13 protein-coding genes are annotated in these 11,697 nt (G+C 57.9%); 10 read left to right on the forward strand and 3 right to left on the reverse strand.

The features are described from left to right. Positions 1–171: 171 nt before the first annotated feature. The 8 genes from ruvC to yajC are packed head-to-tail and all read left to right on the forward strand — an operon-like array spanning position 172 to position 7,502. On the forward strand, positions 172–675 hold the full coding sequence (gene ruvC / locus H7B67_RS07460) for a crossover junction endodeoxyribonuclease RuvC (protein ID WP_185119148.1): 504 nt from the start codon (positions 172–174) through the stop codon (positions 673–675). Next, complete coding sequence (gene ruvA, locus H7B67_RS07465; protein WP_185119149.1) at positions 672–1,298, forward strand: Holliday junction branch migration protein RuvA; 627 nt, start codon at positions 672–674, stop codon at positions 1,296–1,298. Before ruvC ends, ruvA begins: the two co-directional genes overlap by 4 nt. A gap of 44 nt (positions 1,299–1,342) precedes the next feature. Further along, entirely contained in the window at positions 1,343–2,347 is a 1,005-nt protein-coding gene (gene ruvB / locus H7B67_RS07470) for a Holliday junction branch migration DNA helicase RuvB (RefSeq protein WP_185119150.1), read from the forward strand. Further along, positions 2,344–2,826 (forward strand): thiol-disulfide oxidoreductase DCC family protein, encoded by a 483-nt coding sequence (locus H7B67_RS07475; protein ID WP_185119151.1) that lies wholly within the window; start codon positions 2,344–2,346, stop codon positions 2,824–2,826. The genes ruvB and H7B67_RS07475 overlap by 4 nt, the downstream gene beginning before the upstream one ends. Then, the gene (locus H7B67_RS07480; protein WP_185119152.1) at positions 2,823–4,922 is read left to right on the forward strand and encodes a SpoIID/LytB domain-containing protein; all 2,100 of its coding nucleotides are present in this window, start codon (positions 2,823–2,825) and stop codon (positions 4,920–4,922) included. The genes H7B67_RS07475 and H7B67_RS07480 overlap by 4 nt, the downstream gene beginning before the upstream one ends. Then, the gene (queA, locus tag H7B67_RS07485; RefSeq protein ID WP_185119153.1) at positions 4,922–5,971 is read left to right on the forward strand and encodes a tRNA preQ1(34) S-adenosylmethionine ribosyltransferase-isomerase QueA; all 1,050 of its coding nucleotides are present in this window, start codon (positions 4,922–4,924) and stop codon (positions 5,969–5,971) included. The genes H7B67_RS07480 and queA overlap by 1 nt, the downstream gene beginning before the upstream one ends. Before the next feature lie 32 nt (positions 5,972–6,003). Continuing rightward, the gene (tgt, locus tag H7B67_RS07490; protein WP_185119260.1) at positions 6,004–7,143 is read left to right on the forward strand and encodes a tRNA guanosine(34) transglycosylase Tgt; all 1,140 of its coding nucleotides are present in this window, start codon (positions 6,004–6,006) and stop codon (positions 7,141–7,143) included. Positions 7,144–7,166: 23 nt separating this feature from the next. Further along, the gene (yajC, locus tag H7B67_RS07495; protein ID WP_185119154.1) at positions 7,167–7,502 is read left to right on the forward strand and encodes a preprotein translocase subunit YajC; all 336 of its coding nucleotides are present in this window, start codon (positions 7,167–7,169) and stop codon (positions 7,500–7,502) included. A gap of 129 nt (positions 7,503–7,631) precedes the next feature. On the opposite strand, the gene H7B67_RS07500 is transcribed toward yajC, so the two are convergent. Both H7B67_RS07500 and H7B67_RS07505 read right to left on the reverse strand, forming a co-directional pair. Continuing rightward, positions 7,632–8,504 carry a phosphatase PAP2 family protein gene (locus H7B67_RS07500; protein ID WP_185119155.1) on the reverse strand — a complete coding sequence of 291 codons (873 nt, stop codon included), beginning with the start codon at positions 8,502–8,504 and terminating at the stop codon, positions 7,632–7,634. Between the two features lie 75 nt (positions 8,505–8,579). Further along, positions 8,580–8,984, reverse strand: coding sequence for a TIGR04086 family membrane protein (locus H7B67_RS07505; protein WP_185119156.1), 405 nt, complete (start codon positions 8,982–8,984; stop codon positions 8,580–8,582). 190 nt (positions 8,985–9,174) lie between these two features. On the opposite strand from H7B67_RS07505, the gene H7B67_RS07510 reads away from it, so the two are divergent. Further along, entirely contained in the window at positions 9,175–9,537 is a 363-nt protein-coding gene (locus tag H7B67_RS07510; protein ID WP_245363262.1) for a YetF domain-containing protein, read from the forward strand. Between the two features lie 10 nt (positions 9,538–9,547). Here H7B67_RS07510 and spoVB read toward each other — a convergent pair whose 3' ends face one another. Beyond that, complete coding sequence (spoVB, locus tag H7B67_RS07515; RefSeq protein WP_185119157.1) at positions 9,548–11,125, reverse strand: stage V sporulation protein B; 1,578 nt, start codon at positions 11,123–11,125, stop codon at positions 9,548–9,550. Positions 11,126–11,301: 176 nt separating this feature from the next. On the opposite strand from spoVB, the gene H7B67_RS07520 reads away from it, so the two are divergent. Then, positions 11,302–11,580: a post-transcriptional regulator gene (locus H7B67_RS07520; RefSeq protein ID WP_185119158.1), complete on the forward strand. Its 279-nt coding sequence runs from the start codon at positions 11,302–11,304 to the stop codon at positions 11,578–11,580. The last annotated feature ends 117 nt before the right edge of the window (positions 11,581–11,697 follow it).

Here is an 11,697-nt window from a genome sequence, read left to right on the forward strand (position 1 = left end):
CGATACTCTATCAGACTGCTCACGCGGCAAACGGCCGGGGGCAGTCTTTTCTTTTACTCGACTACCCGACGATAGGATCCGAAAGGATGTTCGTCTATTTGTTCTCATTCTAGCGTACATTTGCTATAATCAAGTTTATAACTTCAAGATAAGAGAGCGGGGATTCCTTCAATGAGGGTGCTAGGAATTGACCCCGGCATCGCGATCATGGGCTTCGGGTTCGTGGACAAGATCGGTCACCGGATCGTGCCCGTTCAATACGGCTGCATCCAGACGGAAGCGAGAACGCCGACCGAGCAGCGCTTGGTGCAGATTTACGAGGCGTCCTGCCAGCTGCTGGACCGGTATCAGCCGGAGACGATCGCGGTGGAGAAGCTTTTTTTCAATAAAAACGTAACGAACGCTTTCAGCGTCGGCCAAGCGAGAGGCGTGTTTCTTCTGGCGGCGGCGCAGCGGAACATACCGGTCGGCGAATACACGCCGATGCAGGTCAAGCAATCGGTCGTCGGGTACGGCGGCGCCGAGAAGAAGCAAGTGCAAGAGATGGTGAAGAGGCTGCTGAAGCTGTCCGCCGTTCCTAAGCCGGACGACGTGGCGGATGCTCTGGCCGTCGCGATCTGCCATGCCCATTCCATCGTATTGAATGATAGAGTGAACGGAGTGACTCCGAAGTGATCGATTTTCTAAGAGGCAAGGTAGTTCACCTGGACACCGAATACGTCGTGGTCGACGTGCGCGATGTCGGTTACCGCGTATTCACGCCTAATCCGTATATTTTCGCGAAATCGGAAGAGCCGGTCGTGCTGTATATCCACCATCACGTCCGGGAAGACGCGATTCAGCTGTTCGGCTTCGCGACCCGCGAGGAGCAAGCGATGTTCCGCAAGCTTCTGGACGTATCCGGTATCGGCCCTCGGGTTGCGCTGGGCGTGCTGGCGGGAGGCAAGCCGGAGGTCGTCGCGGCGGCGATCCAGTCGGAGAACCTGACCTTCCTGACGAAGCTGCCGGGCATCGGCAAGAAGACGGCCCAGCGGATGGTGCTGGATCTGAAGGACAAGCTGGGAGTCGTCGACGATCGCTGGGCGGCGGCCACGACGCTTCAGCTCTCGATGGATGCCGCTCCGGCGACATCGGAGACGAACGAGGCATGGGCGGGAGCCAAGGAAGCTCTCTTCGGGCTAGGCTATCGCGAAGTCGAGCTGGATAAGGCCTGGAACGCGATGAAGGGCAGCTTAAGCGGCACCGAGACGACCGACGTATTGATGAAGAAGGCGCTGCAGCAACTTTTCCAAGGATAAGTTCGTCAAGCGTCTAGCGGCATTATGGGAAAGGCGGGGGAGCGATGGAGGACCGGATCGTAACGGCGAACCTGATGATGGAAGACCAGGCGGCGGAGTTCAGTCTTCGTCCGCGGTACCTGGCGGAATATATCGGTCAGGCACAGGTCAAGGACAATTTGAAAATCTACATAGAAGCGGCCAAGATGCGCAACGAGGCGTTGGATCACGTGCTCCTGTACGGCCCTCCGGGACTGGGCAAGACGACGCTGTCCAACATTATCGCCAACGAGCTTGGCGTCAGCATTCGGACGACGAGCGGACCCGCGATCGAGCGGCCGGGAGACCTTGCGGCGATCTTGACGAACCTGCAGGAGAACGACGTTCTGTTCATCGACGAGATTCATCGCCTGCACCGGACGGTCGAAGAGGTGCTCTATCCCGCGATGGAGGACTTCGCCCTGGACTTCATCATCGGCAAAGGCCCGAGCGCACGCTCGGTTCGGCTCGACCTGCCGAAGTTTACGCTGATCGGCGCGACGACGCGCGCCGGGCTGCTGTCCGCCCCGCTGAGAGACCGCTTCGGCGTCGTCAGCCGGCTGGAGTTCTATACCGAAGACGAGCTCAGCTTTATCGTCTCGCGGACGGCGGATCTGCTGGACGTGGGCATCATCGGAGAGGCTTCGCGCGAGATCGCGCGAAGGTCGCGGGGCACTCCGCGGATCGCCAACCGCTTGCTGAAGCGGGTTCGCGATTACGCGCAGGTTCGAGGCGACGGCATGATCACCGAGCAATTGGCGCAGGAAGCGCTGGAGCGGATCCAGGTCGATCCGATGGGACTCGACGCGATCGATCACAAGATGCTCCAAGCCATGATTATGCGATACAAAGGCGGTCCCGTCGGCGTCGATACGATCGCGGCTTCCATCGGCGAAGAGAGCCAGACGATCGAGGACGTCTACGAGCCTTATCTTCTGCAGATCGGCTTCCTTCAGCGAACGCCTAGAGGCCGCGTCGTCACGACGGCCGCGTATCGCCATCTAGGGCTGCCGATTCCGGAGCCGTCATGAGCGGCAAGCGGTTAGACGCGACAAACGCGAACGGAAGCGTCTCGTCCTCTTCTTTAATCGCTCTTTACGACGGTCAATGCAATCTTTGCCTGGCTACGATGGATAAGCTGCGGAAGCTGGATTCCCAAGAGCCGGTAGAATGGGTTTCGATCCAGGCTTATCAGCGCGGCGAATATCGCGCGCTGCCTGCTCTGACGAACGTACCGGCGGAGCAGCTGTTGGCTCAGATGCATGTGATCGATTCGTCCGGACGCCTGTATTCCGGCTCGGAGGGCGTAATGAGGCTGCTTCGCAACGTCCGTTCCCTGAGGTGGATCGGGGCGATCGGCGAATGGCCGGGCTTCCGGGGAATCAGTCGGCTGATTTACAAGCTGGTAGCACGCAATCGCTACCGCCTGTTCGGGAAGAACGACTCTTGCGCGGACGGGGTATGTTCGCTTCCACAATCGAAAACGAAAGGCGGAGGTACACCATCATGAAACACCGGCACAGACACTCGATCGGCAGAACGGCTATGCTGAGCACGCTTCTCGCCGCCGTCGCGCTCTGTTCTACCGGAGCCGTCGCGAACGCGGTAACGGTACCCGACAACATCCGAGTCGCCCTATTCGCGGACCTTGGCAGCCGATACAAGTCGACGACCCCTGCCGCTACTCTCGTATCCGAATCCGGCATGCAGCTCATGATGGGCGGAACGGCCGTCGCGAAGATCGCCGGCGGCCAGACGATTCGTTTTGCCGTAGACGGCTATAAAGCGAAAGTGCTGGAGACGGCCGACCTGACGACGGCGATCTCCGTGCTGAAGAAGATTCAAAGCTCCTCGAACGCGGTCTACGTTACGATGCTGATGAAGAACGGCAAGGCGGTCTATCAAGTAACGGAAGGCAATTACGCAAGCGCCTCCGCCGCTTCGTCCGCTCTGGCCAAGTGGAATACGGCCGCCTACACGTTGGGAGCCCAAACCTTGACCCCCGCATCGGTTCTGGGGCCGTTGGCCGTGGAGTCGGGTCCCTACGACAGCGAAGCCGCCGCGTCGGAAGCGGTGACAAAGCTCGGGAATGCCGGACTCGACGCCTTCCTGGCTTACAAAGTTTCCGGCGGCATGGCGGGTTATTACGTCCGAATCGGACAAGCCTCCGATGCGACCGCTTTAAGCGCGATTCAGCTCAAGGCCGCCGCCGAGGGCGTCACTTCGAAGACTCCGGACGCCGCCAGCGCATACGTCGTCCTTCGTAACGACATGACGGTTAACGGCGCCCAGAACAAGCCCGTTAACCTGTATTCCGTCGGCACGGCTGCGGGAACCGCGATAACGGCGGCACCGTCCGGCGACGCCGGCATCCAAGTGGTGGAGCGCAGCAAGCAGACCTACCGGGGGAACATCGAGATCAGCGTCCTGAACAATAACCTGGCCGTCGTGAACGAAGTGGATCTCGAACAGTATTTGTACTCGGTCGTCGGCTCCGAGATTTACTCCTCTTGGCCGGCCGAAGCCCAGAAGGCCCAGGCGGTGGCGGCCCGCACTTATTCCTTGTCTTTGGGAGTAGGCTTCCAGATCGCCAACGTCGTGGACACGACCCTAAGCCAGGTTTATTCCGGAATCAAGGGAGAGAGCGCCCAATCGATCGCGGCCGTCAAGGCGACGGAAGGCGAGATCCTTACCTACGGCGGGAAGGCGATCTCCGCGGTTTTCTCCTCGAACGCCGGCGGGATTACGGCGGATAACGCCACGGAAATCTGGGAGAATGTCACGAACTACTTGGCCAGCGCGGTCGTAAGTCCCGATTCGGGTCCCCAGGAGGGCAAGCTGAACTGGCACCGGGTCGTACTGGAGAACGGGACGACCGGATACATAAGAAGCGACCTGCTTCGCGACAGCGGAGCGGAGAACGAGGCGGGAATCAAACTGTTCGAAGTCACCGGCGACGGAGTCGCCGTTCGTTCCAGCCCGCAAATTCTAACGAATGTCGAGCCCGTAGCCAAGCTGAACAAGGGAGACAAGGTCGTTACGCTGGAGATCGTGCCCGAGTACACGGTCTACAGCTGGATTGAAGCGCCGATGACCCCGGACGAGCTTCTTACGGCGATCAATAAGCGGGCCAAGACGGCCATCGAAGGACCGTTAAGGACGCTTGAGGTGTCCCAGACGGGGCCGTCCGGACGCGCGATCGAGATCAAAGCGAACGGCAAGGTCGTGGACGTCGGGTATCCCGACAATCTTCGCGGAGCGCTCGGCGGGATCAAGAGCACGTTGTTCAAGATCGAGGAGACCGGACGGATCTCCTTGATTCAATCGAACGGGCAAACGACCGAGAAGACTTCTTCTTCCGGCCTTCAGGTTCAAGGAGCGAACGGAGTCAGCTCCGTCTCGGGCAATCTCACCGTGATGGGAGCGGACGGCAAGCTGCGTTCCGTAACGCCGGAACCGAGCTTTATCATCAGCGGGCAGGGCTACGGCCACGGGCTTGGCATGTCCCAATGGGGCGCCAAAGCTTTGGCCGATCAAGGGTATGACTACCAATCTATTCTGAAATACTACTATAAGGACGTTACGATCGAGAAGGATGGCAATTGATGAATGTAAGCGACTTTGATTTCGAACTTCCGGAGCGCCTTATCGCGCAGACTCCGCTAGCGGACCGAACTTCCTCCAGGCTAATTGTTCTGCATAAGAATACGGGGGAGACGGAACACCGCTCGTTTACCGATATGAAGCAATATTTGAAGGCGGGCGATACTCTCGTCTTGAACGATACCCGCGTGCTGCCCGCTAGGCTGTACGGCGTCAAGGCCGACACCGGGGCCAAGGTCGAGCTGCTTCTATTGAAGAGACTCGAAGGCGATGCTTGGGAAGTGCTCGTACGGCCGGGCAAAAAAATACGGGTAGGCAGCGTGCTGAATTTCGGATCGGACGAAGCGACCGGCGAGCCCTTGCTGACGGCGGTGGTCGAGGCGGAAGGCGACATGGGGGCCAGGCATATCCGCTTCCGGTATAAAGGCATCTTTAACGAGCTTCTCGACAAGCTGGGCACGATGCCGCTTCCTCCTTATATCAAGGAAAGGCTGGAGGACCGCGAACGTTATCAGACCGTCTATGCCAAGCACGAGGGCTCCGCGGCCGCTCCGACCGCAGGGCTCCATTTTACGGAGGCGTTCTTGCAAGAGCTCGAAGAAGCCGGCGTTCGGCTTTGCCGGATTACGCTGCATGTCGGACTCGGGACGTTCCGTCCGGTGTCGGTCGAGAATATCGACGAGAACGAGATGCATTCCGAGTGGTATTCGGTCAGCGCGGAGAGCGCCGAGCTGCTGAACCGGACGAAAGCCGAGGGAGGACGGATCGTGGCGGTCGGCACCACCTCGGCCAGAACGCTCGAGACGATCGGACAGCGCTTCGAAGGTGGCCCCGTCTCCGAATCCAGCGGATGGACGGACATTTTTATCTACCCGGGGTATGATTTCCGCATGGTCGACGCTCTGCTCACCAACTTCCACCTGCCCAAGTCGACGCTTGTCATGTTGGTCAGCGCTTTGGCGGGGAGGGAAGCCGTGCTGAATGCTTATCGCGAGGCGGTCGAGCGGGAGTATCGCTTCTTCAGCTTCGGCGACGCTATGTTTATCGTTTAGTCCCAACCCGAAGATGCCAGGAGGCTATAGCAATCATGTCAGCCATAAAATACGAATTGATCAAGACCTGCGCCCAGACGGGAGCGAGACTGGGACGGGTCCATACCCCTCACGGGGTCATCGAGACCCCGACTTTTATGCCGGTGGGAACGCAAGCGACCGTCAAGGGCATTAGTCCGGAGGAGCTCAAGGACCTTAACGCGCACATTATCCTTAGCAACACCTACCACCTGTTTTTGAGGCCGGGACACGAGCTCGTCCGGGAAGCGGGCGGCCTGCACAAAATGATGAACTGGGATCGCTCGATCCTGACCGACAGCGGCGGCTTCCAAGTGTTCTCCTTAAGCGAGAACCGGAAGATTACCGAGGAAGGCGTTCATTTCCGTTCCCACCTGAACGGGGACAAGCTGTTCCTCTCTCCGGAGGTTGCGATGGAGGTTCAGAACTCGCTCGGCTCGGATATCATGATGGCGTTCGACGAGTGCCCGCCGTATCCGGCGACTTACGAATACGTGAAACAATCGACCGAGAGAACGAGCCGCTGGGCGGAACGCTGCCTCCAAGCACATAAGCGTCCTCATGATCAAGGCCTATTCGGCATCGTTCAGGGGGGGATGCATGCCGATTTGCGCAAGCAGAGCGCCCTTGATTTGACTTCGCTAGATTTCCCAGGTTATGCTATGGGAGGACTGAGCGTTGGCGAGCCTAAGCATCTCATGTACGAGATGCTGGAGGAGACCGTACCTTTGCTCCCGACCCATAAACCCCGATATTTGATGGGAGTCGGCTCACCGGATTGCCTGGTGGAGGGGAGCATGAGAGGAATCGACATGTTCGATTGCGTCCTCCCGACGAGAATCGCCCGGAACGGAACGGCGATGACCAGCCAAGGCAGATTGGTCGTCAAGAACGCCAAGTACGTAAGCGACTTCAGTCCGTTGGACCCGGAATGCTCCTGTTACGCTTGCCGCAATTATTCCCGGGCTTACATTCGCCACTTGATTCGCGCGGATGAGATGTTCGGCCTTCGCTTGACGACCATTCATAACTTGCACTTCCTCGTTCATCTTATGGAGCAAGTCAGGGAAGCGATTCGGCAGGACAGGCTGCGGGATTTCCGAGACGAGTTTTTCGAGAAATACGGGATGGCTAACAACGAGAGCGGTTTCTAAGTAAAGAGAGGAGGGGACATTAGATGGCAACTTTATTACCATTCGTGCTTATGTTCGTCATCTTCTACTTCCTGCTGATTCGTCCGCAACAGAAGAAGACGAAAGCTCGCAACGCGATGCTGCGCGCCTTGAAGAAAGGCGACAAGATCACGACGATCGGCGGCCTTCACGGAACGATCGCCGAGATTACGGACGATACGGTCGTCCTGAAGGTGAACGACGTCACCAAGCTGACGTTCGATCGCTCGGCGATCAACAACGTGGTGGAAGCATCTCCGGCTTCGGCTAAATCCGAGACCAAGGCGGAAGCGAAAGCGGAAACGAAGGCGGAGAAGGCGGAAGCAAGCGCCGAATCCTAAGATCGCCGCTTCGGCAAACACAGCCAAAAGCCCTTCCTGGAATGCGCTCTCGAAGCGACCGGGAGGGGCTTTGTCGTGTCAGCAATCGTTACAAGCCGTTCGGAAGCATTATCAACTAATCGCCAGGCTTTAAGAGCTCGTGGAGCGGGAAGCCGTATGGACCGGCCTACTCTGAACCTTGGATTTGGAGCTGTCGGCCTTGACGCCGGAGACTCGATCCGCCCGTTCTCCGACTTTAATGCCAATGAAGACGCTGACGGCGGCGAGGCACAAGCCCAAAGCCATATCCGTGAACCAATGGATTCCGAGATAGAAAATGGAGAACAGAATGACGGCGGCGCTGAACCCGGCAAAAACCGCCCATCTCCGATTGCCCGACCTGGCCGCGAGCAGCGCCATGGTTACCGAGATGGAGGTGTGAAGGCTCGGGACGCAGTTGTCGAGACCCGATAGGCGCCGATACTCGGTCTCGAACCTGGGGAATACGTCCAGCATCAGAAATCGGATGCCAGGAGATACCGACCAGGCTTCGTCGACCGGGACGAATAGGAAGAACGGCAACGCGATAAAGTAATTCAATAGCAAAGAAACGCAGAAGGCGTAGTAAAGTTTAAGATTGCCTTGATACGTATAAATGGCGATGGAGGCAATCATGACGGCCTGGAACACGACCAGGTAGAAGACAGAGCAGAAAGCGGTTAACCCATCCGCGGCAACCGCGGACTGCAGCGCGGCTTGCCAGCTGCCTTCCCAACCTGTCAGCGCGGAGGTCAGGTCGTAGGTAACCGGAAACAGCGCTTCGAGCTTAAGCTCGAACTTATTGAGCAGCAGAATGGCGAGCAAAGAAATAAAAAACAAAAATCGCGGCCAGGAGGAGAATAGCGTCCGCATGAATACGCCGGCGACCGCCAACGGCTGTCGGCCTGTCCCGAACCAAAGGAGAAGCGCGACGAGTCCGGCCGTGTAGAGCGATATGGTCGTCATGGAATGAAACAGAACCAAGATTTCTCCCCCGCAATCCGCTTGGAAATACGGACCATAGTATAACATAAATGGGAGAAAAAACGCGAAGCCCTATTACCTGCGTTTCCCTGCCGATCCCGTATTCACCCCCAACATTCCACCGAAAGCGCCCGCCGCGCAGCAAATCCCAAGCATGGAGAGAATTCTCACGGTCCAGCCGATATCGTTGGCCAGATAGCTTGAGAGCAGCACGATCAGCGCATAGAGGAAACCGGTGGCGAGGCCGATGTACCAGCCCCTTCTTCCGGATCGCCGGGCGGACACGAATCCTCCGCAGAAGGAAGCGAACCCGTGCACGCCGAATACCCACGGGACGATCTCGTTCTCGTTCATGGATGAGCTATAGAGCAGCAAGGACACGAGCAAGGTTCCGGCCGCCAGCCAGATGATGGCCCATAGGATCCCGGATACGATAGGTGAAGCGATGCGGAAGCCGGATACTTGAGGAATGGACTTCATGAGACACGCTCCTTTACAAGTATTTTGTATCAGCCTATGGCCTCGGGCGGAAAGCTAGTACAAGAAGCTTGCCGGACGTCCTCGCAACTGCCATTTTTTCCACGGCATCCGCTTGAATGAGCGACATGAGGCAAGGTGACAATAACAGGCGCCTGGGCACTAACCTTCACAGAACCGGAGGGATCGGGACTTGGAGCTGACGTCCTTATTGCTTCGCACGGCGTTGACGTTCGTCTTCGTGTTTCTGGTGATCCGCATCATGGGCAAAAGAGAAATCGGCAAGCTGTCCGTCATTTCCCGGGAAAAGATGACCTCCGCGGACTCTCCTCCTGCTTCTGCCGGCGCTTCCCCAAAGGCGAAGTTCCGATTCGAACCGCTGCCGGTCGCCCTTATCGTGGACGGTAAAGTCCAGGACGACAATCTGGAGAAGCTGGGCAAAACCCGTTTCTGGCTCAAAAACGAACTTCGGCAGAGAGGGATTCGCAGCTTTAAAAACGTCTATTTCTGCAGCGTCGACCAGCATGGCAAGCTTTACGTCAATAAGAAAAAATAAGCCGGAGGCATTACCGGAATAAACGGCGAAGCACGGGAATTCTCGCGACATCCAAGCGATCGATCAGCTTAAGCCAGACGAGCAGAAGGACATAAACGACAACGGCGGCGAACGAGGCGGCGACTAGCCGCAGCGTGTCGTTGGATAGAGCTTCCCAATTCCAAATCGCCAAAGCGCAGGCCCCGGTGACGATCATCGCGAGGGCTACCTTCAGGAAATCGGTCGGCATCAGCCGGAAGCCGGTAAGCCTGGCGACGCTGAACCAGTGGAGAAGGGTAACCAAGACCATGTTGACGGCCACAGCGATGATGGCTCCTTGAATGCCGAGGTCCGGACGGCTGGCTAACTGCACGATAAGAAAAAGCTTGACCAGCGCGCCGACGAAGGTGTTGACGAGAGCGGTGCCCGGACGGTTCAGCGCCTGCAGCGCCGCTTGCAAAGGAGCTTGCATATAGACGAATACGGCAACCGGCGCCAGCCATCTCAGCATCCCGGCCATGGAATCGTCCCCGTACAGGAGCGAGCAGATCGGGCCGGCAAGCAAGGACATGAGGATGATGAATGGGGCGGCCGACACGACCGCGAGCCTGAGCGACTGGTGCAGCCGCTTCTGAATGCCCGGCCAATCCCCTTGGGCTGCGGCGTCGGACAATGCCGGCACCAGGGAGACGGCAAGGGAGTAGGTAAGCGCTCCGGGCAGCATCAGCAGCGGAATGACCATGCCCTGAAGCGCGCCGTACAAGGAAGTGGCGACGGAGACGGCGATTCCGGCCGCGACCAGGCTTTTGGCCGTGAGAATGGATTCGAGCAGATAGGATAGGGAACCGATCAGCTTGCTGCCCGTTACCGGAAGCGCGATTCCTAACAAATGACGCGGCATGGCGCGCTCTTCGTCCGGCGAAGAAGCGTCCGGGGGACCCGCCTCCCCTTCCGCCTTGGACGATCGGCTTCGGGAGTCGATCCTCAGCTGTCTCCACAGGATAAGCAGACCGGCCAGCTCCCCCATGACGAGCCCGGCCATCGCTCCGGCAGCCGCGGCGTGAAGTCCCCATGGAAGCAGCAGAGAAGTCAGCAGCAGAGTTAGCACGATCCGGACGAGAGACTCCGTCGTTTGGGACATCGCGGTCGGAATCATGTTCTGCTTGCCTTGAAAGTAACCTCTCCATACGGAAGAGACCGCGATGAGCGGTAGCGCCGGAATCATCGTAACGAATGCGGTTCCGACCCGGGAATCGGTCATGATCGTCGTCGAGATCCAATCGGCCATGGCGAGGCAAGCGGCCGCGGTGGCGAGGCTGGCCCCGAGAGACAGCCCCATCGCCGTCCGGAGAATACGCTTGATCCTCCCGGCTTGTCCGCGAGAATCGGCTTCCGCGACCAGTTTAGCGACGGCTAGCGGAATCCCGCCGGTAATGATCGTCAGGATAACGATCATGAAGGGATAGACGAGCTGAATGAGCCCTACTCCTTCGGCGCCGATAATGCGAGGAAGCGCAATCCGCGGCACGAAGCCGAGTAGCCGATTCAGCAAGCCGGCCGCCAGCAGGATCATGGCTCCTTGAATGAACGATTGCTTGCGTTTGGACATGGCAACCCCTTCTCACGGCCGAGTATTAGTACATGCTTATGCTTCATCGGCGCTTCTTCATGACTGGAGTTGTCCGAATTAGATTTTAGGCTTCGAGGGAGGATTTCGAAGCACGGGCATCGAAGTTAACTAGTGACGATGTTGGGGGGTACACGGTAAGACGAGGAGGCTTGCGCATGGAAGATCGCGAAGTAGAAGAGGGACGGGACGACGTGCTTAGCGAAGCGGAGAAGAACCGGATGATCGAGCAGCTCTGCATGGATAAGGCGGAGGAGTTTCGGATGATCGGCTACGAGCAGGTCACGGGACAAGACATCTGGGAATGCGTCAGCGACAGATATTACAAATCGGGGACGCCGCCGCTGCATGCCGTCGTGAACGATATCATGTCCCTTAAGGTCAATCAATATATGAACTTCATCACTTTAAGTTTATATCGCGGAGAGAAGCGTTAAGGAGCATTCTTCGAAAAGCAAGGCAGCCGGGCGATTTAGCCGCTTGGCTGCCTTCTTTATATTGGCAGAGGCTGCTCGCTTTTCGACAAATTGACTTCCTTTTTGGCGCGTAGGTAT

The organism is Cohnella thailandensis (assembly GCF_014212135.1).
Lineage (GTDB): Bacteria > Bacillota > Bacilli > Paenibacillales > Paenibacillaceae > Cohnella > Cohnella thailandensis.

Excerpts from the sequence above, each read along its gene's own strand:
- H7B67_RS07475 (WP_185119151.1), top strand. The coding sequence starts at position 2,344 with ATGAGCGGCAAGCGGTTAGACGCGACAAACGCGAACGGAAGCGTCTCG.
- H7B67_RS07505 (WP_185119156.1), bottom strand. The coding sequence starts at position 8,984 with ATGAAGTCCATTCCTCAAGTATCCGGCTTCCGCATCGCTTCACCTATC.
- yajC (WP_185119154.1), top strand. The coding sequence starts at position 7,167 with ATGGCAACTTTATTACCATTCGTGCTTATGTTCGTCATCTTCTACTTC.
- ruvC (WP_185119148.1), top strand. The coding sequence starts at position 172 with ATGAGGGTGCTAGGAATTGACCCCGGCATCGCGATCATGGGCTTCGGG.
- H7B67_RS07520 (WP_185119158.1), top strand. The coding sequence starts at position 11,302 with ATGGAAGATCGCGAAGTAGAAGAGGGACGGGACGACGTGCTTAGCGAA.
- queA (WP_185119153.1), top strand. The coding sequence starts at position 4,922 with ATGAATGTAAGCGACTTTGATTTCGAACTTCCGGAGCGCCTTATCGCG.
- H7B67_RS07480 (WP_185119152.1), top strand. The coding sequence starts at position 2,823 with ATGAAACACCGGCACAGACACTCGATCGGCAGAACGGCTATGCTGAGC.
- ruvB (WP_185119150.1), top strand. The coding sequence starts at position 1,343 with ATGGAGGACCGGATCGTAACGGCGAACCTGATGATGGAAGACCAGGCG.
- spoVB (WP_185119157.1), bottom strand. The coding sequence starts at position 11,125 with ATGTCCAAACGCAAGCAATCGTTCATTCAAGGAGCCATGATCCTGCTG.